This window comes from Rhizobium lusitanum, assembly GCF_014189535.1.
GTDB lineage: Bacteria > Pseudomonadota > Alphaproteobacteria > Rhizobiales > Rhizobiaceae > Rhizobium > Rhizobium lusitanum_C.
This window is the reverse complement of record NZ_CP050308.1, coordinates 999,105-1,017,405: the sequence shown is the minus strand read 5'-3', so window position 1 is coordinate 1,017,405 and position 18,301 is coordinate 999,105. Positions and strand designations below refer to the sequence as shown.

The window sequence follows — 18,301 nt, the reverse complement described above, 5'->3', positions numbered from 1 at the left end:
AGGGAAAGCGACGATATAGAGATGGCAACCAAGGTCAAAGAAAACGAAGAAGCTGAAGTCGAACGCGACGGCACCTCCGATGGCCCGCTTCTCGACCTTTCCGATGACGCGGTCAAAAAAATGATCAAGGCCGCGAAGAAACGCGGCTACGTGACGATGGACGAGCTTAACGCTGTCCTGCCGTCCGAAGAAGTGACGTCCGAACAGATCGAAGACACGATGGCGATGCTGTCCGATATGGGCATCAACGTCATTGAGGACGAGGACGTCGAAGAGGCGGGTACGGCAACCAGCAGCAACGACGACGACGATTCCAACGACGATGAGGGCGGGGAAGGCGGCGAGCTCGCACCTTCCACCGGTTCGGCGCTGGCAACCGCCAAGAAGAAAGAACCGACCGACCGGACCGACGACCCGGTGCGCATGTATCTGCGCGAAATGGGCTCCGTCGAACTGCTGTCGCGCGAAGGCGAAATCGCGATCGCGAAGCGCATCGAGGCTGGTCGTGAGACCATGATCGGTGGTCTCTGTGAGAGCCCGTTGACGTTCCAGGCGCTGATCATCTGGCGTGACGAACTCAACGAAGGCACGACGCTGCTGCGCGAGATCATCGATCTCGAAACCACCTATTCCGGCCCGGAAGCCAAGGCGGCACCACAGTTCCAGAGCCCGGAAAAGATCGAAGCGGACCGCAAGGCTGCTGAAGAAAAGGAAACAGCCCGTCGTGGTCGTTCGCCCTCTGGTGGTGACGACATCACCGATGTCGGCGGCGAAGGTTTGCCGGGTGAGGAAGAAGAAGACGACGAGGACGAATCCAGCCTCTCGCTCGCTGCGATGGAAGCCGAGCTTCGCCCGCAGGTGATGACGACGCTCGATACGATCGCCGAAACCTACAAGAAGCTGCGCAAGCTGCAGGACCAGCAGGTCGAGCAGCGCCTGTCGGCATCGGGTACTCTGTCGTCGGCGCAGGAGCGCCGCTACAAGGAGCTGAAGGACGAGCTGGTCAAGTCGGTCAAGTCTCTGTCGCTGAACCAGAACCGCATCGACGCTCTGGTCGAGCAGCTCTATGACATCAACAAGCGTCTCGTACAGAACGAAGGCCGGTTGTTGCGCCTTGCCGAATCCTACGGCGTCAAGCGCGACTCGTTCCTCGAACAGTATCAGGGCGCCGAACTTGATCCGAACTGGATGAAGTCGATCGGCAATCTGGCCGCCCGCGGCTGGAAGGAATTCGCCAAGAGCGAAAACACCACGATCCGCGATATCCGCCAGGAAATTCAGAACCTTGCGACTGAAACCGGGATTTCCATCTCGGAATTCCGCCGCATCGTGCATATGGTGCAGAAGGGCGAGCGCGAAGCGCGTATCGCCAAGAAGGAAATGGTCGAAGCGAATCTTCGCCTCGTCATCTCCATCGCCAAGAAATACACCAACCGTGGTCTTCAGTTCCTTGACCTTATTCAGGAAGGCAATATCGGCCTGATGAAGGCGGTCGATAAGTTCGAATATCGTCGTGGTTACAAGTTCTCGACTTACGCCACCTGGTGGATTCGTCAGGCGATCACCCGTTCGATCGCCGACCAGGCCCGCACGATCCGTATTCCGGTGCACATGATCGAAACGATCAACAAGATCGTTCGCACATCGCGCCAGATGCTGCACGAAATCGGCCGCGAGCCGACGCCGGAAGAATTGGCTGAAAAGCTCGCCATGCCGCTCGAAAAAGTGCGCAAGGTGCTGAAGATCGCCAAGGAACCGATCTCGCTCGAAACGCCTGTTGGTGACGAAGAAGATTCGCATCTTGGCGATTTCATCGAGGACAAGAACGCGCTTCTGCCGATCGATGCCGCCATTCAGGCCAACCTGCGCGAGACGACGACCCGCGTGCTGGCATCGCTAACGCCGCGTGAAGAACGCGTGCTGCGCATGCGCTTCGGCATCGGCATGAACACCGACCATACGCTCGAAGAAGTCGGACAGCAGTTCTCGGTCACCCGCGAACGTATCCGCCAGATCGAAGCCAAGGCGCTGCGCAAGCTGAAGCATCCGAGCCGCAGCCGCAAGCTGCGTTCGTTCCTGGACAGCTAAGCGGTTTCTACCGTTACAAAATCAAAACCCGGTTCGTGAATGCGAGCCGGGTTTTTGTTTGCTGCCAAAGAGCTTGTTTTACGGCTATTGGCGGAAACCGGCAGTTGGCATCGCATGCTATATGGCGTGATCACGCAGGTGTGTTTTCGAGGCATTGCGGAGGGGGCGAGGGCCTGACAAGCTGGCTTTTCGCTATTGCCTCTTTCGGGCCGCATTGTTGCCCACCATATGTCGGGTGTCTGTCGCCGCTCGATCTGGCGTTTTCGGTAAGGTTCTGATGAAATTGATATGCGTTTTCCCATCGGCTGCTTTTGCCCGGCGAGCCGTTCGCTGAGCGATGGAACAGGCCACGACAAAGCAGGATAGGAAGATCGGACGAGGCTTTGCCTTGTCGATCCTGCTGCATGTCGCGCTGGCGGCTGTCTTCCTGCTGCGGCCGTTGATGATGCCGCCGCAAGCCACGCCGGAAGAGAATGTCAACGTCGAGCTTGTGCCCCAGCCACAGGAGCAGCAGGAGAACGCTACGAAGCCGAAGGAGGCTTCTGGACAGGTTCCGACGCCAACACCCAGGCCGGACGAGAAGACGCAGCAGGCGGAAGCGCAGAAACAGCCGGCCCCGGCGCAGAAGGCGGGCGACCCCAAGGCGCAGTCGGATCAGCAGGACAAGAAGGCTGACGCTACCACCAGCGAGCAGAACTCCAACACGCCTGCGCCGAAGCCCGAACAGCAGGCCTCGGCAGAAGAGACACCCCTTCCAGACATGAAGGGGGAGGAGAAGGATTCCTCAACGACACAAAAGGCGGATGCGTCGGCGCAGACGAATGCCATGCCAACTCCGAACGATGGCCAGACCGAAGATCAGGCCACCGTGTCACCCGCCAAAGAGCCCAACGCCCAACCGGAACAGCAGGAATCCAGCCCTCAACCGGAGCCAAGCGTACAAGCCAATCAAGCCAATGCCGCGTCGCCGGCCACCGATCCTAAACCGGAGCCGCAACAGACGCAGGCAGCACCCGATAAGCCCGCCGAGCAAGCCAAGGCTGCTTCGCCGGTAGTCGACCCCAATTCCCGCGATCCTGCCTCCATGCCGAAGCCGAAGGAGCTTGCGACGGACCAGCCTTCGGATGCGCAAGTGGCCCAGCCGGAAGCTCCGGCGACGGACCAGGATGGCACGGACACGCAGGAGAAGGCGGCGGCGACATCTGACCCCGAGACGGAGCAAGCGAATGCCGCTGTTCCCGACCCGCAACAACAGCCGTCATCCGCCGACAACAAGGTCGATCAGCAAATCACTGTGCCGACCGTTGCCGGTCCCCAATCGCAACCGCCGTCAAAAGAGCAGGCTGCGTCGGACAATAAAAGCACTCCGGCGAACGGAACGTCCTTCGTCACCGAACCACAACAGCAAGCCGCCAAGGCCAAGTCGGGTGGAGAGAAGGGACAACTCACACAGGTCAAGAAACTCTATTCCGGCAGCGAAATGGCCAAGTTGTCCAAGAGTGACTACGATGCCTGGAAAGAGCTGCCGCGGCGCGATCGCATTCGGTCTCTTTGTCGTAGCGAGGCGCTGGCACAATTTGGCAATTATCTTAACTCCGCTCTCTCTCCTACCATGTTGACGAATACTGGAGCTTTTGGTGATGGACTGGCGGTAGAAACGCCCAAAGGTTGGCAGCAGGTCAAGTTTACGTGCCAGGTGGACGACGCCGCTTTGAAGGTCGTCGCCTTTTCGCACGCTGTTGTTGGCCGTATCCCGAGAAGCCAGCTCGACAGACTTGGCTTGCCTAAGTTTTGATCTGGCAACACCGGCCCCATCGCTTTGAAACAATAGTTTATTTCAGCGCCGATCGAAATTCGGCCCATTTCATCATACAATTGCTCGCAGCTACGCGATTCAACTTCCCTCCCTTTGCATTGCACAATCCGATGACATCGATCACTGCCGATTCCAAATCCTTGGCCGCCGGCCATTCCACGCTTCGCGGCGTCCTGGTGGCGTTCGCGTCCTATGCCGTCTTCGCCTTCAGCGATGCGTCGATCAAGATGCTGCATGGGACGGTTCCGTCCTATCAAGTGGCCTTCATCGGCGCGCTTTTCGGCCTCGTCGCCGTCCCGTTCCTGAAGAAGCGCGACGATGACTGGCTGGATATGGTGAAGACGTCGAACCGGCCTTTATGGATGCTGCGCTTCGTCTGCGGCGCGACCGGCGCCATTTGTTCCATCGTCGCCTTTACCAAGCTGCCGATGGCGGAAGCTTTCGCGCTGCTGTTTCTGTTGCCCTCCTTCGTCACGATTCTGTCGGTCATCTTCTTGAAGGAGGATGTCCGCTGGCAGCGCTGGACGGCGGTGACACTCGGCTTTATCGGCGTTCTCATCGTGCTGCGGCCTGGCTTTCGCGAGCTTTCGATCGGCCATCTCTGCGCCGCGATCGGCGGCTTGGCGGCTGCGATCTCGATTGTCGTCAATCGTGCGCTCGGGGCGAAGGAGAAGCGAATTTCGCTTTATGGCGCGGGCCTGTTCGGCACGCTCATCGTCAGCGGTTTTCTCATGCTGTCCGAAGTAACCATGCCGACCCCTTGGCAATGGATGTTTTTGGCGAGCTATGGGCTGCTTGGCGCTGCTGGCAGTGTGCTGTTACTGCTTGCCGCGCAGATGGCTCCGGCTAACCTTGTCGCGCCGCCGCAATACAGCCAGATGATCTGGGCGATTGCTTTCGGCTACCTGCTGTTCAACGACAGCATCGATCTGCCCATGGCGCTCGGCATCGTCCTCATCATTTTCTCCGGCCTGCTGACGCTGGCGCGTGAGCGCAAGCGCGGCACGCCTTTGCCGGCGGCCGTCACGGCCAATACGCAGGCAGCGCTCACGACGACCGCGCAGGACAGGCCGGAGACGTGATATATGCTTCGGCCGACAGCTTTCAGCAGGGTTGAAGGGCGAGGCGCATGAAGACCGGCCAGTTCAAGATGTTTCGCTCTCATGTGGCAGGCATCAAGGCCGTGAAAGCCGAAACGGGCTACAGCTTTCCAAAGCATACGCACGACCAATTCGGCATCGGCATCATCGAATCTGGCGCGCATGCTTCGCTGAGCGGGCGCGGACTGGTGCGGGCCGAGGCCGGAGATGTCATCTGCTTCAATCCGAATGAGGTCCATGACGGCATGCCCATCGGTGAGAGCCGGACCTGGACGATGCTTCATTTCGATCCGCCGCTGATCGGCGATCTGTTGAGGGATATCGGCGAGGGTGGGATAGGCGAGGTGGAGTTTCCGTCGCCTGTCATCCGCAGCAGCCAAGTTGTGGCATGGTTCAAAGCCCTGTTCCCACTCTTGGTCGGCAATTCCGAGCCGCAGGATGCGCTGTTGCGCGATGGGCTGCTGTTATCGCTGGTTGCGGCTGTGATGGGCGAGGGCGCGCGGACATCGCGGGCTATTGCCGTTCCTGCCTCTATCGGCTGCGCTCGCGATCTGATCGAGGACGATCCTTCAGCTCCTCTGACGCTTGCTGAACTTGCTGACGCCTGCAGGCTGAGCCATTTCCAGTTCCTGCGCGCATTCACCAAAGTGACGGGGCTGACGCCCCATGCCTATCTGCTGCAGCGCCGTATCCACGCGGCGCGGCGGTTGATCGCGGCGGGCACGCCGTTGGCCGAGGCGGCCTTTGCCAGTGGCTTTGCGGATCAAAGTCACATGACACGCCTCTTCGTGCGCAATTTCGGCATATCGCCCGGCGCCTATGCGGCGGCTGCCTGCTAGATCCATGCAATTTTGTTCAAGACCCGGCAATGACGACGGGCTTTTCTGCGGCGGCAAATCAGAACCGCGCAGAAGGAAAAGCCATGTATTTCCGCCATTCGAACGAGATGTGGAGCGAATTCCCCGATCTGGTCCCCGGTGTGCTCTTTGTCGAAGGGATTACGGCGAATGCCGTCGTCACTGATCCCGTCGCAAAATTCCATGCCATTGCCGAGCAGCGGCTGGCGGCGGGTTCGGAAAGCGAAATGCCGGAGATACAGGCCTGGCGGCGTAGCTTTTCGAAGATGGGACTGAAGCCGACGCAGTATCGCTGTGCCTCCGAAGCGCTGCTTCGCCGCTTCCGCCAGGAAAAATCGCTGCCGCAACTGCACCCGCTGATCGATCTGTGCAATGCCATCTCCATCGCTTTTGCCATTCCAATCGCCGTGTTCGATTTGGAGAAGATTTCGGGCAATCTCGAAGTCCGACATGCGACAGGGCGTGAGACCTATCTGACCTTCTCCGGCGAGACGGAGCATCCGGAACTGCGTGAAGTGATTTTTGCCGATGGCGCTGAGCGGGCGCATGCGCGGCGCTGGACCAATCGGCAAAGCGGTCTTTCCGCCGTTCGCGCGGATACACGATCGGTGCTGATCGTTGCCGAGGCGATGCATGAAACGGCTGGTCGTGATGTGCCGAGGCTGATTGAGACCATTGCTGCGGAGCTTGCCGCTGTATGGAAGACCAAGGCAAAGACCGCGCTGCTCAGCCGCTCTTCACCACGTTTTGATCTCTAGCCTGATGTCTTTTTCGAGCAGAAGGCTGATCGAAACAAAAACGCGGTTGACAATTGCCGTGTTCGGGCAGAGCAGGGAACTCAACTCAATATCTCATATTTCCCATGAAGATCGTTCCGTTCCCTGTGCGCGGAACCGAAGAAAGACCAATGGACACCCTGCAGAGCCAAGACCGGACAAGCGCGCTCGGTCATCCCGGATACCGTTCCTTCGCCGCTTCCCGCGTCTTTTCCTCCATCGGCTTCCAGTCCGTCACCGTTGCCATGGGCTGGATGATCTACGATCAGACCCATAGCGCTTTCTATCTTGGCCTGGTCGGCCTTTGCCAGTTCCTGCCGATGGTGGCCCTGACCTTCATCGTCGGGCATGTGGCTGATCGTTTCGACCGGCGGCGCATCGGCCTCGTCTGTCAGTTGATTGAGGCGTTGACGGCGCTGGTGCTGGCCGTCGCCGTCTGGCAGCAATGGATCGGCCCTCACGGCATTCTCGCCGCTGTTGCGGTCATGGGAGCCGCCACCGCCTTCGAACGCCCGACCATGGCGGCGCTGTTGCCGAACATCGTGCCGCCTTCGATGCTGCAAGTGGCGATCGCCACCTCGACTTCGATGATGCAGACAGCCTTCATCATCGGTCCGTCGCTCGGCGGTCTGCTGTACGGCGTCAGCCCGGTCGCGCCTTTCCTCGTGGCCGCGGTGCTGTATGTCATTGCCAGCGTCAATGTCATTTCCATCCGTGTCGAGCGGCAGCAGCCGTCCTCACGCGAGCCGGTGACGCTGAGTTCGGTTTTTGCCGGCGTTTCCTTCATCAAGAGCCGGCCGGTGATGATGGGCACCATCTCGCTCGATCTCTTCGCGGTTCTGCTCGGCGGCGCCACCGCGCTGTTGCCGATGTTCGCCCGCGATATCCTGCATGCCGGCCCCTGGGGGCTTGGCCTGCTGCGCGCGGCACCTGCCATCGGCGCGCTGGTCATGTCGATCTGGCTGGTGCGGCGGCCGCTGCAGAGCGACGTCGGCAAGAAGATGCTGATCGCCGTCTTCATCTTCGGCGTCGCTACAGTTGTTTTCGCGCTCTCGACCAACATCATCCTTTCCGTTGCGGCGCTGTTCGTTGTCGGTGCGTCGGATACGGTCAGCGTGGTGGTGCGCAGCTCGCTGGTGCAGCTCTTGACGCCGGATATCATGCGTGGTCGCGTCAATGCCGTGAACTCGCTATTTATCGGCACATCGAACCAGCTCGGTGAATTCGAATCCGGCATGCTCGCCAGCGCTTTTGGTCCTGTGCTCACCGGCATTATCGGCGGCGTCGGCACCATTGCGGTCGTGCTGCTCTGGACGCGGATCTTCCCTGATTTGACCAAGGTCAAGACACTCAACGGCTGAGGCGCAATCCGACACGATGAGTGATCCCGCAGGCTCATTGGTCGTCCAGGATATGATCCAGCCCTGCATCTCGTTTGAGATGGTCGCTGAGACTTAGGATGCTTTCGCGTGCCGCTTTGTTCTCGGGGTTGGATTTTCGCTGGCATGGGAGCGCCTGAAGTCGTTGATCGATCCGCTTCAGGACGATCCGTAGCCTAATAAATCCATGAGAATATCTCATCTGTCGTACACCTTATGATCCCGCGATCAAAAGGAATGCGCCTAGAAATTTGCTGCGTATAATGAAGCTTCCATCGGTAATACATGAAGGATTTTCATGGGTAAGAGACCGCTCCCGCCATTGACCGTCTTGCAGGCATTCTGCGCCATCGTCGAAACCGGCGGCTTCGGGCGCGCGGCTGAGCGGATGGGACTGACGCAGACCGCGATCAGTCAGCAGCTTGCCCAGCTCGAAGGCTGGATCGGCGGCAGGCTTTTCGATCGAGGACGGTCGGGTGCGCGATTGACGCTGCTCGGCGCGCGTCTGCATCCGTCAATTGCGGAAACGGTCTCTCAATTGGAGAAAGCGCTCTATCAGGCGCGGGCGAGTGTGTCGGTCCGTACTCTGGCGCTGTCGGTGACGCCGGAATTTTCAAGCCAATGGCTGGCCTCGCGACTGCCGGATTTTTGCCAACGCTATCCCGACATCGAATTGAAGATGGCTGTCGGCTATCAGAGGCCGGATTTCGGACCTAGCGGCGCCGATCTCGCCATCTGGCTTGGGCGGGCCGAAGCTGGGCTTATGCTGGAGGAGCTGCTGACGGACGAGGAATTTGTCGTCAGCTCGCCGGACCTGTCCGAGCGATTGCCGCCGCGCAATGCGATAAGGGCAGCACCTCTGCTACGCTACGCCGGCATGCGGCATACGGTGCTGGATTGGCAGCGCTGGTACGAGCAGGTGACCAGCCGTGGCGAAGACGGTGATGTCTCGAGTTTCGATATCGGCCAAGCGGTGGAAGCCGGGCCGTTGTTCGAATCCTTCGTGGACATGCTCAAGGCGTGCCGTGATGGCCTAGGCTTTGCACTGGTGCGCAGTTCGCTTGTTGCGGAAGACATCGCGGATGGAAGACTGCTGCGTTGTTTCGTGGAGGTTCAGCCGGCGGCCGTCAGCTATAATCTGGTCTATCCGCCCAATGCCCTGCAGAACCCATCGGCGGCGCTGTTTCGCAATTGGTTGATATCTCAGGTCAACAAGGCTGATTGAGAGAGAAGTCGCCGTTAATCGCGAAGCTTGATCACGCCGGCTTCGGTCGCCCTGAAACCCAGGTTCCGATAGAAGCCGGCGAGATGCGGTTCGAAATCGACATGCAGCCAATCCGCGCCGCGTTCGCGCGCAACCTTCGTTGCCCTTTCGACAAGACTGGTTGCTATTCCCCGCCGACGGAATTCGGGGGAGACGCAGGTGTCGAGAATGAAGGCATGGATGCCGCCATCCCAGGCGACATTGACGAAACCGACCAGGCGCCCTCCGGTAAAGGCGCCGATATGAGCGAGGCTTCTCGACAGGATCAGCGAAAAATCGCGTGTGGTGGGTTCATTCCAGGCCGCAGTCCACAGGGCGTTGAGTGCTTCGTTGTCGGGATAGGGATCGGTCCTGAATTCAACCGTCATAACCGTTCCCTGTTGCCGATTGTTGGTGAAGCCGTGATGCCAAGCTTATCCGCAGGCTCAGAGGATGCAACAGCCGCATATGGTTGATGACCTGCGAGCAATTGGAATGGAAAAGTGCATCCCATGTCGGATCGCGCTATTGTCGATCGTCCTTTGCAAGTGAGAACAGAACAGAGGAGGCCGATATGCCCTATGTGGATGGTTTTATTCTTGCCGTGCCGAAAGACAAAATCGAGGCCTACAAGGCGCTGGCACACACGGCTGGCGAGGTCTGGAATGAGCATGGTGCGCTCAGTTACGTCGAGGCGATCGCGGATGACGTGCCTTATGGTGAGCTCACGTCGTTTCCACGCGCCGTCCTGGCCACGGTAGACGAGGTCGTGATTTTCTCCTGGATTACCTATGAGAACCGCCAGCATCGTGATGCTGTACTGGAAAAGGTCATGGCTGATCCGCGAATGAAAGATGGGATGCAGAACATGCCCTTCGATGGCAAACGCATGATCTATGGCGGTTTCGATATCTTCCTGCAGATCTAGCTCACCGGCGGCTGGCAGGCTTGACTTTCCGGCCGCGGCGCCCGACCTCATGCGCTTCGCCGTCATCATTTCGGGAAGAGACCATGCCGCAAACCGTCATCACCTTGTCTACCCGTGGTCAGGGACTTTACGAGTTCACGGAGCAGGCGGCGGATTTCGTCCGTGCGGCGAGTTCAGGCGCGGGCGAGGGGTTGCTGACTGTCTTCGTCCGCCATACCTCTTGTTCCCTGCTGATCCAGGAAAATGCCGATCCGGATGTGAAGACCGATCTCAATGCTTTCTTCCGCCGTCTCGTACCGCCGTCTTCCGATCCCTCGATGCGGTGGATCGTGCATACGACCGAGGGGCCGGATGATATGCCGGCGCATATCAAGACGGCGCTGACGCAGGTATCGGTCGGCATTCCCGTGACGCGTGGCCGGATGGCGCTCGGCACCTGGCAAGGTATCTATCTTTTCGAACATCGCGACCGGCCGCACCGCCGCGATATCGTGCTGCATCTTTCCGCCTGAGCCCCCGGATATCGGCGTCAATCCTTTGTTAACGCTCCTGAATACATTGTGAATGGCCAGTTCGCGTTCGGTTCAGCTTGGCTGACCTAATGTGTCTCCAATCCCAAGGGCATCGGACCAATTGATGGGACCGGATTTCGGGATTGCAACGATCCAAGAACTTGAAGGAGAAACACCCATGATCAGCCTCATTGCAAAGGCAGGCATTGCAGCCCTCATCACGCTCGGCACGATCTCCGCCACGGCCGCCACCGCATCGGCCAATGATTTTTCGGCCAGCGTTCACCAAGCGCGCTATGATAATCATCGCGGTCGCGCGTGCTCTCCGATCGCGGCTGTTCAGAAGGCCCGCGCCATGGGTCTGCGCCGAGCCCATATCGGCAACATCACGCCGCGCCGTGTCGTCGTCGACGGCTTTAGCCGCCGTGGTCCGGACCGCATCGTTTTCGCCAACGCGCGGGGTTGCCCGTTGATTCGGCGTTAAGATCGGACGGCGGTGGGTAGCGTAACCGCTTGCGGGCAAGATCCAGCCGCTTCTATACAATTCCAAGCTTAGTAAAGTCGCCCTCATGAAAGGGGGCGGCTTTTATTTTTCTGGTCTCCGCCGAACCTGCCTCTGGCATCGGTTTTGTCTTCGTTGTACCTGATTAGGGCATGAGCGGTTGATTCTGGACTTGTTCAGTGTCGGACCGTTACTCCTCAGGCGCTCACTCGGGAGATGCGGCAAGCATGTTGAGGGAGCGGCCTTTCACTCCATGGAGGATAGAATGAAAAAAATACTGGCAAAATTGGGGGTCGCCGCCGCCATCGCGGTGACCGCGCTGGCGGGTACGGTTGAAACCACTTCCGCACAGGGTCTGGACATTTATGTCGGCCCCGGTCGTCATCGGCCGCCACCGCCGGATTATGACAACCCGCCGCCGCGCTTCGACCGTCGTCGCGGCTGCGATCCGCGGGAAGCCGTGGATGTCGCTCGCAGCTACGGTCTGCGCCGTGCTCGCGTGGTTGATGTCACGCCGCGCCGCGTTATCGTTGACGGCTTCACCCGCCGTGGCCCGGATACGATGATGTTCGCCAATGTTCGCGGTTGCCCGTTGATCGGCCGCTGATAAGGTTGACGGGCGCGTCTAGCGTCCGACGACCACTATTTTACGCTTTTGCTTTATCGGCGGGGGCCGCGAACCGCCCTTTGCTCGGTCCAATCGGACTTGAGCGAAGGGCGGTTTTGTTTTGTCCTATTGCTGGATTTCGTAGGTGATGCTCACCGACGCGTTATAGGTGTTTTCACCGCTGGCCACCGGCACTGCGCTATCGGCAGATGCCTTGGCCGCCATAGCTTGGCGCATATAAGGCTGCGGCGGAGCCATGATCGAGCCCTCGCTGATCGAAATGACGCGACCGAGTTTGACGCCCACTGCGTCAGTCAGCGTTTTTGCCTTGGCTGCGGCATCGGCGACGGCGTTCTTGCGGGCCTCCTGGAGCGCCGCATCCGGCTTGTCGTTGGTGAACTGGATATCGCCGCCCTGGTTGATGCCGAGCTTGACGACCTGGTCGAGAAGGGTGCCGAGCTTGGAGAGATCGCGTACGCGCACCGTCAGGCCATTGTTTACCTGATAGCCGGTGAGCGTCGGCGGCTGCGACTGGCCGTCCTTGTCGCCCGGGTAGACATATTGCGGCTGGATCGAAAAGCCCGAGGTCTGCAGATCGCGCTCGGCAATGCCACTGTCCTTTAACGTCGCCAGCACCGCACCCATGGCCTTGTTGTTCTGGTCGAGCGCATCCTGGGCGGCCTTCTCCTGCTTGACGACCGAGAGTGTCACGATCGCCATGTCCGGTGCAATTGCCGAATGTCCCTCACCGGAGACGGTGATAATCGCCTCGCGCGGCTTGGCGCCCTCCGCGAATGCCTGGGCGGCGGGCATGAGGAGTGCCGCGCTGAATAGAGCGGGAAGAATGAAATCTCTGGTTTTCATCAGGGGCATGGTTCGTTCCTTGGTTGGTGTTTCCTCAGTATTCGTTTTTGCTGATTGATTGTGAAGGTATTGCGGCAGTCCCTTGTGGGAAAAGAAGAATTGGGTTAGATCGAGACCGGCTCCAGGGAACCATTGCTCCGGCGCCGCGTGTACGATCACTTTAATATCGTGCCGGGCCTGTAGCTCAATGGTTAGAGCCGGCGGCTCATAACCGCTTGGTTGGGGGTTCGAGTCCTCCCGGGCCCACCATTTCATCTAGTTCGTCACGAACGATGATTTTTTCGTCAATACGATTGCGCTGGCTCTCATTGATTTTATTATCATAATCGTATTATGGCCACGAAAGACCACTTCGAAATGGCTCAGCCACACCGATTCGGCTCGGATCGCAAGGGGCTATACAGCAACGTCGTCGCAACTATCGACCGGAAAATACAGCGGCTGGCGTCCAAGACGTTGTATGTTGGTACGGTGAAAAAGTCTCTTGAGATGTACGACAAGATCAACAAGAACATGAGGGACACTGCAGCGGAGGGCATTTTCCGCCTCGTGGATGTCGACATAGAAACGACGGCGAGCAAGCTGCGGGTGCTGGAAACACAACAGCAACTCGCAATACAGTCTCTGGCAATCGCCAATACGGCGTCTGGTACTCTCGCGCGGCTGTTCCAGTAGTCACCGCATGCGTTCGATATATCTGGCCAGCGTTCTCGGATGTACACCGTACCGCCTGGCAACTTCAAGCGCGTCTTCTCCCTGAACGACAGCATTGCACGCCGACTGACGCTCGGTGTCGCTCAAAGATGGCCGTCGGCCAAGACGCTGCCCTCGTGCACGGGCAGCCTCAAGTCCCGCGCAGGTTCGTTCTCTGATCAAACACCTTTCAAATTCTGCCATCGAGGCCAAGACATGGAAGACGAAGCGACCGCCCGCAGAAGTAGTGTCTATGTTTTCCGTCAGGCTCTGGAAATCGATCTGTCGTTTACGGAGTTTTTCGATGATCCCGATAAGGTCTTGAATCGAGCGCCCCAGACGGTCCAGTCTCCAGACGACTAAGGTGTCGCCAGATTTCAGTGACCGCATCGCGGAGATCAGCCCAGGTCTTTTGATAGTCGATCCCGAAATGCCTTCATCCACGACGACCCGGTCGCATACCAGCTGTAATGCTGCAAGCTGAAGATCAAGGCGCTGATCCTGCGTCGATACCCGGGCATAACCGACTTTCGTCATCGAATTCCATTCCCCGCGCGTTGACAGAAACGACCGTTTTCGACGGGGTGGGGCGCGGAACCGCATGATTACAATCCGGGCATAGTTGCAATGGTTTAGACAAGTGACAAAAACACAGTCGACCGATGACAAATACGGTCGAATCTGGCGACGTCTGCTAGTATCTTCGCAGAAGCGATCCGCCGGTGAGGCCGAGAGGTTTCGCCACCTTGGCACAACAATTGATTGACGTTTGGATTTCACAAGATGAGGTCGATCATCCGTCCGGGCTTTCGCGTGTAGTCGGCGACCAGCTCTCCGCCAATATGGTAGTCGCCGTAATCACTTTGACCGCAGGCGGTGCTACTGAGTTCGATATCCATATCGTCCGCGATTATAGTATTCCAACCACCTACGCAGAGGTCCCTGGCGTCCTGAAATTGCGACTTCCCATGTTGCCAGGCGGACGTCTTCATCCGTCAATCCAGAAGGCAATAACCAGCCGTCGCCCTTCGCTCACCTTGGAAACCGCGCGCCACGACAATATGCAAACGAACTTCGAGATGTTGTCGCTTCCACGGAAGACCGAAAAACCGGGAGACGACTGGTGCCTTGTCTTCGGTATCGTGAATTACATTCTTCGGTCTCCGGCAAGGCCGAAAGATCTGGACGACATCGATCTCGCGATCCTTCAGCTACTTCGGGAAGGACTGCAGATGAGGGACATTGGCCATCGGGTCTCGCTGTCTCCGCGTACAATCGAACACCGTGTAGAGCGCCTCAAAGTGCTGACTGGAGCAAGAACGCTCCATGATCTCGTTGCCCGTTCGCTCTAAACGTCGGGATCGCCAGCAAAAGCTTCATCGAGACGAAGGCGGACTTTTCCGCTGGCTCGCATCGCGCACCTCCAGCGTAGCCCCCTGTTCCGAGAGAATCTGTGCGAGGAGTCGGGTAATCTCCTCGGGATCACTGCCTGCCGACAGCAGCTCATTGCGAAGTTCGTTTGCCTTGCGGAGGTTATCGAGCTTGTCGGAGATAACGCTCTGCCGGACTTTCGCAGCCTGGGCCGACCGACGCTCTATTTCGGTTTGGTAATAGAGCGTTCGGTCGAGAACTTCGGAGGCCAAGCCCGCCGGAATGCTTTTGAAGAAAGCCCAGATATCGAACGGATTGGAGAACATTATCTGGTCTACTTCGACCGATACACCTATGTCATGAGCCGCCCTGAGGAAGTCCTTCGAATGCCAGGATGCGCAGGCATAGTAGAACAGCTCGATTGCCAGAATGTTTAATTCGATATCCTGAGGCAGCAGCGCCCCGGCTAGCGACTTTCGAGTATCCATTCTGATATTGACGACGGCCATCGCTGTCCTCCCGGTTTTCGACTCTGGAAGCTGATCCTATTTAACGATTAATAACCTTGCTACCACTGTGGTGTCTTGAATTCGCGCAGAGGGTGAAATCCCCGTCAAAAATTGCCGAAAACAAAATTCGAATGAGGGATTGTCCTCGTATTCGGGCGCGCTTCGATGCGACCGACTTCAGAACCTCAAGACTGACATCGGGGATATCATGAAAATCACCCTTCTCGCCGCCATGACCGCGATACTCGTCGGAAGAGGCGCTGAAATACGCGCAGCCGAATTTGATATCAATGGGATGTCATTAGGTATGAGCGCCGACCAAGTCATCGCGAGATTCCAGGAAATCCGGCCGGACGCTGAATACGAGTTCGCAAAATGGAAGCTGCCAGAAGGGACTGAATGGGTCGCAAATGGCCGAACCTTGTACAACGACCTAGCCAATCCAGACGACATGGAACACGAGCGTATGGAGTTCGCATTCACGGGTCTGGGTTCTGGCAACAAACTGTTTGCAGCGAAGCGTGAATTGAAGTTCAGGCCGTCGCGACGACCGACGACTGAGTCTGTTTATGCGGCGGCCGTCCAGAAATACGGAGAGCCTTCAGTAACAGGAAAAAGCGCAACCGGCATCTGGGCCGCGTGGAAATTCGGTTCCGCCGGCTCACCGGCCGAAAAACTAGAATCGCCATTGGGCTGCATTGGTAAGAGCGATTTCCCTGCCGGTCTTGATGACCTTACCGCAGGAAAGGCGAGGCAGTCCGCAAGCACGTGCGGCATCTATGTCGACTTCGTCGTCCGGGGCGACCCTGTGGGTTTGGCAAACGAGCTTGAGATGAAACTGATGGACCAGCTGCATCTGGCGCAGGATTTCGAGGCGGACAATTCTGACGCGAGAAGGCGGATCGATGCGGCCAGAACCAAGGATGTTGGAAACGCGGCACCCGCTCCGAAGCTGTAGTTGCAGCATAGAGCGGACCCCATACTTGGGAGCGGTGTCAATTTTTGGGTGTAAAAGTCGGCGTTTGTGATCGACCGCCGACTGGGTGTGGCGGCCACTGGATCTGCGCTGCTTCGAGAAGCTCCGCGACATTATCGAAATTGCTGACGTTTTCTGACAACGCTCGCAATTGGACTTCTGAGATATGACGCATAGCCCACAAATTGAACTCAAGCGGGAACGAAAATCCCAGACCCGCCTGCAACGCCGTCAACGTTTCCGCAATCTCTGCTGCGAAATCTCTTCCCTGGCGCTCTGAAATCGCCATCCAAGTTTGCACAACTCTCTCTTCTACGTTTTGGACCTCTCTGTGATCGCCCACCGGTATCCGCTCCCACACATGCATCCCTCTGTCCCGAAGGGAGCCGACAATGATGCAAGTGACTAGCTTGGGGATTAACTCAAGTCGATTGTGACGATATCGTCGATAGATCACGTCGATGAGGCCTTCTATGAAGCCTTGCTCGTCCTCGATCGTTCGTGCCAGAAGGCCAAGCATCGCGTAGTCAAGGTTCCCGGTGCTCAGCATCGCATGAGCGTCATGATCGCCTGCATCGACGAAAAGAAAACGGCTCACGAGTGACCAATTGGCATTTTCAATGTTCGCACGTTTTCTCAGCTTTCGATCCCACTGAACTCGAGTAGAGCCAGTGTAATAGTACATTTGGTAGAGTTGGACTTCATAGTTCAGACTGGCGCATATCGTGTTCGCATATTCAGCCATGCGACGCAGCATTACGACCCGATTGTGCTTTGTCTGTTGCTCTACATGAATGAAGGAACCTTCCACAGATGCTAACAAATCGCTCCGGAAAACGATCTGCTCATTCTTGTATTCCTCGGCGAGCCATTCCGTTGTACCGTCCGTGATCGCCGGTGGAAACTCTCTGACCGCCTCCTTCAGTCGCACGATTTCGGAATTTCGAAAATCGTTCCAAAGCAATTTTAGGACGCCTGGCCTTCGGATCACGGCCTTGAGTTCCGTGTCGAAAGGCTTGAAGTCCTGATCTCGGATTAGTTGCGCAATTTTGTCATGGATTGAAGGCATCGCTGGTCTCCGCTGCCACCGCATACCGCCGATTTCTTGAGAGATTGTTACAATCTCCCGTTTTACCGGTTGATCTTTAAAGGCCGTCGGATGTTCTTGCGGTTGCCCCGCCGATTTGCCCAAGTGCCGTGATCAGTTAGATTGGTAGATTGTAGTCGGTTCTGTGGTCCTTGGAACTTTAGGTGCAGCTATGACACGACTTCTCGCCCTCTCGGACATCCATAACAACGTCAACGCAGTCCGGCAGCTCAAGGCGCGCGAGGGCAATAACTACGATGCCATGATCGTGGCTGGTGACATCGGAAGCGATGCTGCTAGTGAGATATTCGAGGTACTCAGATCCTTCGAATGCCCGGTTCTCTACGTTTTTGGCAATTGGGATCACAGCCTCAAATACGACAGGGCTTTCGGCGACAGGTGCCATCACGTGCATCTTGCGCCGTTCCGCATTGGTGAACTCAGCATTGTTGGAGAAACCATTGACGGGATTGATCCAGAGTGGGAGCTATTGCGATCAGAAATCGAGACGGAAGATCCGACCAATATTCCAGCCGTCAAGAAAGAGTTTTCCGCACGGCAACGAGCGAAGCTATCCGCAATCGTCGAGACTGAGGGGCCAGAACGCACCATTGTGGTCAGCCACTATCGCCTAACGAAAACCCAAAGCTTTCTGAAAGGTGTGCCGTTTTTTCTTTTCGGGCACATTCACCGCTTTGAAGACAGCACCTCTCGCGGTCAGCGGTTCGTCAACGTCAGCGCGCTCGACAACAAGGTCATGGTTGCTCCGCGCGGATTGAAGCGGATCACGCGCAGCGATTATCGGCTCATAAATGACGGGAGCTACGTCGTCATAACGCATGAGCGAGACACGGGCTTTTCGGTCGAGCCACGTCGGTTCGATCCTGATTTTTCGAACTGGGACCGCGTCGAGGGCATATTCCATTCGGCGGCGACCGAGGTAGGGTAAGCAGTTGAACGAACCTATATCGCGGCAAGCGACACAACGAGGTC

General features: G+C 57.6%; 20 protein-coding genes and 1 tRNA gene. 16 read left to right on the top strand and 5 right to left on the bottom strand.

Going from position 1 to position 18,301, the window contains the following annotated elements:
- Nucleotides 1–21: 21 nt before the first annotated feature.
- From rpoD to HB780_RS18675, 7 genes are all read left to right on the top strand, one after another.
- Nucleotides 22–2,088, top strand: coding sequence for an RNA polymerase sigma factor RpoD (gene rpoD / locus HB780_RS18705; RefSeq protein ID WP_183694845.1), 2,067 nt, complete (start codon nucleotides 22–24; stop codon nucleotides 2,086–2,088).
- A gap of 337 nt (nucleotides 2,089–2,425) precedes the next feature.
- Nucleotides 2,426–3,883 carry a DUF930 domain-containing protein gene (locus HB780_RS18700; protein ID WP_183694842.1) on the top strand — a complete coding sequence of 486 codons (1,458 nt, stop codon included), beginning with the start codon at nucleotides 2,426–2,428 and terminating at the stop codon, nucleotides 3,881–3,883.
- A gap of 131 nt (nucleotides 3,884–4,014) precedes the next feature.
- Entirely contained in the window at nucleotides 4,015–4,986 is a 972-nt protein-coding gene (locus HB780_RS18695) for a DMT family transporter (RefSeq protein WP_183694839.1), read from the top strand.
- A gap of 47 nt (nucleotides 4,987–5,033) precedes the next feature.
- Nucleotides 5,034–5,843: an AraC family transcriptional regulator gene (locus tag HB780_RS18690; protein ID WP_183694836.1), complete on the top strand. Its 810-nt coding sequence runs from the start codon at nucleotides 5,034–5,036 to the stop codon at nucleotides 5,841–5,843.
- 83 nt (nucleotides 5,844–5,926) lie between these two features.
- Entirely contained in the window at nucleotides 5,927–6,619 is a 693-nt protein-coding gene (locus tag HB780_RS18685) for a B3/B4 domain-containing protein (protein WP_183694833.1), read from the top strand.
- A 149-nt stretch (nucleotides 6,620–6,768) separates the two neighbouring features.
- A complete protein-coding gene (locus tag HB780_RS18680) occupies nucleotides 6,769–7,998 on the top strand; it encodes an MFS transporter (protein ID WP_183694831.1) in 1,230 nt (409 codons plus the stop codon).
- 316 nt (nucleotides 7,999–8,314) lie between these two features.
- Entirely contained in the window at nucleotides 8,315–9,241 is a 927-nt protein-coding gene (locus HB780_RS18675; protein WP_183694828.1) for a LysR substrate-binding domain-containing protein, read from the top strand.
- Between the two features lie 14 nt (nucleotides 9,242–9,255).
- On the opposite strand, the gene HB780_RS18670 is transcribed toward HB780_RS18675, so the two are convergent.
- Entirely contained in the window at nucleotides 9,256–9,648 is a 393-nt protein-coding gene (locus HB780_RS18670) for a GNAT family N-acetyltransferase (protein ID WP_183694825.1), read from the bottom strand.
- A gap of 185 nt (nucleotides 9,649–9,833) precedes the next feature.
- Here HB780_RS18670 and HB780_RS18665 point away from each other — a divergent pair, with 185 nt between their 5' ends.
- The 4 genes from HB780_RS18665 (at nucleotide 9,834) to HB780_RS18650 (ending at nucleotide 11,808) form a co-directional block, all read left to right on the top strand.
- The gene (locus tag HB780_RS18665) at nucleotides 9,834–10,187 is read left to right on the top strand and encodes a DUF1428 domain-containing protein (protein ID WP_183694822.1); all 354 of its coding nucleotides are present in this window, start codon (nucleotides 9,834–9,836) and stop codon (nucleotides 10,185–10,187) included.
- Nucleotides 10,188–10,270: 83 nt separating this feature from the next.
- Nucleotides 10,271–10,699, top strand: coding sequence for a secondary thiamine-phosphate synthase enzyme YjbQ (locus HB780_RS18660; protein WP_183694819.1), 429 nt, complete (start codon nucleotides 10,271–10,273; stop codon nucleotides 10,697–10,699).
- A 178-nt stretch (nucleotides 10,700–10,877) separates the two neighbouring features.
- On the top strand, nucleotides 10,878–11,183 hold the full coding sequence (locus HB780_RS18655; RefSeq protein ID WP_183694815.1) for a hypothetical protein: 306 nt from the start codon (nucleotides 10,878–10,880) through the stop codon (nucleotides 11,181–11,183).
- Nucleotides 11,184–11,466: 283 nt separating this feature from the next.
- Nucleotides 11,467–11,808: a hypothetical protein gene (locus tag HB780_RS18650; protein ID WP_183694813.1), complete on the top strand. Its 342-nt coding sequence runs from the start codon at nucleotides 11,467–11,469 to the stop codon at nucleotides 11,806–11,808.
- Nucleotides 11,809–11,934: 126 nt separating this feature from the next.
- Here the strand turns inward: HB780_RS18650 and HB780_RS18645 are convergent, their stop codons facing one another.
- Nucleotides 11,935–12,681 carry an SIMPL domain-containing protein gene (locus tag HB780_RS18645; RefSeq protein ID WP_183694810.1) on the bottom strand — a complete coding sequence of 249 codons (747 nt, stop codon included), beginning with the start codon at nucleotides 12,679–12,681 and terminating at the stop codon, nucleotides 11,935–11,937.
- Between the two features lie 164 nt (nucleotides 12,682–12,845).
- Between HB780_RS18645 and HB780_RS18640 the strand changes: the two genes are divergently transcribed.
- Nucleotides 12,846–12,921, top strand: a tRNA-Ile gene (locus HB780_RS18640).
- Nucleotides 12,922–13,005: 84 nt separating this feature from the next.
- Nucleotides 13,006–13,347 carry a flagellin gene (locus HB780_RS18635; protein WP_183694807.1) on the top strand — a complete coding sequence of 114 codons (342 nt, stop codon included), beginning with the start codon at nucleotides 13,006–13,008 and terminating at the stop codon, nucleotides 13,345–13,347.
- Here HB780_RS18635 and HB780_RS18630 read toward each other — a convergent pair whose 3' ends face one another.
- Complete coding sequence (locus HB780_RS18630; protein ID WP_183694804.1) at nucleotides 13,348–13,902, bottom strand: recombinase family protein; 555 nt, start codon at nucleotides 13,900–13,902, stop codon at nucleotides 13,348–13,350.
- Nucleotides 13,903–14,111: 209 nt separating this feature from the next.
- Between HB780_RS18630 and HB780_RS18625 the strand changes: the two genes are divergently transcribed.
- Nucleotides 14,112–14,717: a winged helix-turn-helix transcriptional regulator gene (locus tag HB780_RS18625; RefSeq protein WP_286203141.1), complete on the top strand. Its 606-nt coding sequence runs from the start codon at nucleotides 14,112–14,114 to the stop codon at nucleotides 14,715–14,717.
- Nucleotides 14,718–14,741: 24 nt separating this feature from the next.
- Here the strand turns inward: HB780_RS18625 and HB780_RS18620 are convergent, their stop codons facing one another.
- Nucleotides 14,742–15,245, bottom strand: coding sequence for a hypothetical protein (locus HB780_RS18620; protein WP_183694801.1), 504 nt, complete (start codon nucleotides 15,243–15,245; stop codon nucleotides 14,742–14,744).
- Nucleotides 15,246–15,453: 208 nt separating this feature from the next.
- Here HB780_RS18620 and HB780_RS18615 point away from each other — a divergent pair, with 208 nt between their 5' ends.
- Entirely contained in the window at nucleotides 15,454–16,203 is a 750-nt protein-coding gene (locus tag HB780_RS18615; RefSeq protein ID WP_183694798.1) for a hypothetical protein, read from the top strand.
- Between the two features lie 37 nt (nucleotides 16,204–16,240).
- Here HB780_RS18615 and HB780_RS18610 read toward each other — a convergent pair whose 3' ends face one another.
- Nucleotides 16,241–17,413 (bottom strand): hypothetical protein, encoded by a 1,173-nt coding sequence (locus HB780_RS18610; protein WP_183694794.1) that lies wholly within the window; start codon nucleotides 17,411–17,413, stop codon nucleotides 16,241–16,243.
- Nucleotides 17,414–17,480: 67 nt separating this feature from the next.
- Between HB780_RS18610 and HB780_RS18605 the strand changes: the two genes are divergently transcribed.
- The gene (locus HB780_RS18605) at nucleotides 17,481–18,257 is read left to right on the top strand and encodes a metallophosphoesterase family protein (protein WP_183694791.1); all 777 of its coding nucleotides are present in this window, start codon (nucleotides 17,481–17,483) and stop codon (nucleotides 18,255–18,257) included.
- Nucleotides 18,258–18,301: the final 44 nt, after the last annotated feature.

Bases quoted from the DNA above. Each gene is read 5' to 3' on its own strand.
- rpoD (WP_183694845.1), top strand. From the start codon at position 22: ATGGCAACCAAGGTCAAAGAAAACGAAGAAGCTGAAGTCGAACGCGAC.
- HB780_RS18700 (WP_183694842.1), top strand. From the start codon at position 2,426: ATGGAACAGGCCACGACAAAGCAGGATAGGAAGATCGGACGAGGCTTT.
- HB780_RS18695 (WP_183694839.1), top strand. From the start codon at position 4,015: ATGACATCGATCACTGCCGATTCCAAATCCTTGGCCGCCGGCCATTCC.
- HB780_RS18690 (WP_183694836.1), top strand. From the start codon at position 5,034: ATGAAGACCGGCCAGTTCAAGATGTTTCGCTCTCATGTGGCAGGCATC.
- HB780_RS18685 (WP_183694833.1), top strand. From the start codon at position 5,927: ATGTATTTCCGCCATTCGAACGAGATGTGGAGCGAATTCCCCGATCTG.
- HB780_RS18680 (WP_183694831.1), top strand. From the start codon at position 6,769: ATGGACACCCTGCAGAGCCAAGACCGGACAAGCGCGCTCGGTCATCCC.
- HB780_RS18675 (WP_183694828.1), top strand. From the start codon at position 8,315: ATGGGTAAGAGACCGCTCCCGCCATTGACCGTCTTGCAGGCATTCTGC.
- HB780_RS18670 (WP_183694825.1), bottom strand. From the start codon at position 9,648: ATGACGGTTGAATTCAGGACCGATCCCTATCCCGACAACGAAGCACTC.
- HB780_RS18665 (WP_183694822.1), top strand. From the start codon at position 9,834: ATGCCCTATGTGGATGGTTTTATTCTTGCCGTGCCGAAAGACAAAATC.
- HB780_RS18660 (WP_183694819.1), top strand. From the start codon at position 10,271: ATGCCGCAAACCGTCATCACCTTGTCTACCCGTGGTCAGGGACTTTAC.
- HB780_RS18655 (WP_183694815.1), top strand. From the start codon at position 10,878: ATGATCAGCCTCATTGCAAAGGCAGGCATTGCAGCCCTCATCACGCTC.
- HB780_RS18650 (WP_183694813.1), top strand. From the start codon at position 11,467: ATGAAAAAAATACTGGCAAAATTGGGGGTCGCCGCCGCCATCGCGGTG.
- HB780_RS18645 (WP_183694810.1), bottom strand. From the start codon at position 12,681: ATGCCCCTGATGAAAACCAGAGATTTCATTCTTCCCGCTCTATTCAGC.
- HB780_RS18635 (WP_183694807.1), top strand. From the start codon at position 13,006: ATGGCCACGAAAGACCACTTCGAAATGGCTCAGCCACACCGATTCGGC.
- HB780_RS18630 (WP_183694804.1), bottom strand. From the start codon at position 13,902: ATGACGAAAGTCGGTTATGCCCGGGTATCGACGCAGGATCAGCGCCTT.
- HB780_RS18620 (WP_183694801.1), bottom strand. From the start codon at position 15,245: ATGGCCGTCGTCAATATCAGAATGGATACTCGAAAGTCGCTAGCCGGG.
- HB780_RS18615 (WP_183694798.1), top strand. From the start codon at position 15,454: ATGAAAATCACCCTTCTCGCCGCCATGACCGCGATACTCGTCGGAAGA.
- HB780_RS18605 (WP_183694791.1), top strand. From the start codon at position 17,481: ATGACACGACTTCTCGCCCTCTCGGACATCCATAACAACGTCAACGCA.